Here is a 580-nt window from a genome sequence, read left to right as displayed (position 1 = left end):
TCAAATAATGAAGCGCCTTAAGCGGTGAAATTTCTCCACAAGTGGATACATCAATATCCGCTCTAAATGTACTGATTCCTTCATCCGGGTGAAATTCAGGGTATGTATGAACCGTGATATGGCTCTTGTCCAACTGCATAACTACCGATTCTGGCAGTGGTCCAGGTGACTCTTCAAATGATTCATCTGGCGCATTCGCAACCGGACCTTCAGAAACCAACAGGGTCACACTTGCCCCAGCCGGTTCAAAGTCCTGACTCGCAACATTTAAGACATGAGCACCAATGATATCTGAAACATGCTTTAATATTTTTTGAAGCCTGTCCGCACTGTATTGTTCATCAATATACTTTAAATAAGCTTCACGCTCTTCCCTAGTTCTCGTAAAACAAATGTCATACATATTAAAACTTAACGATTTCGTCAAGTTATTAAATCCGTGTAACTCAATTGCCTGCTCGTGTGTAAGTTTCATGACAGTTCCCCCTTAATATTAAGGTATCCTTTTCAAGTAAATATTATTAAGATACCCAGAGATGAAGCTTGTTACTTATTTAATTGTTTTCTATCTCATTTATAA

Annotated in this window: 1 protein-coding gene; it reads right to left on the bottom strand. The window is 38.6% G+C overall.

Features of this window, described 5'->3' with window-relative positions:
* Positions 1-475 (bottom strand): S-adenosylmethionine decarboxylase (locus V7659_RS14735; protein WP_335540644.1); only part of this gene is annotated, 475 nt, incomplete at its 3' end.
* Positions 476-580 lie beyond the last annotated feature (105 nt).

This window comes from Neobacillus drentensis, from assembly GCF_036966985.1.
GTDB classification, from domain to species: Bacteria; Bacillota; Bacilli; order Bacillales; family Cytobacillaceae; genus Neobacillus; species Neobacillus drentensis_E.
This window is presented reverse-complemented; position numbering and strand designations above follow the sequence as displayed.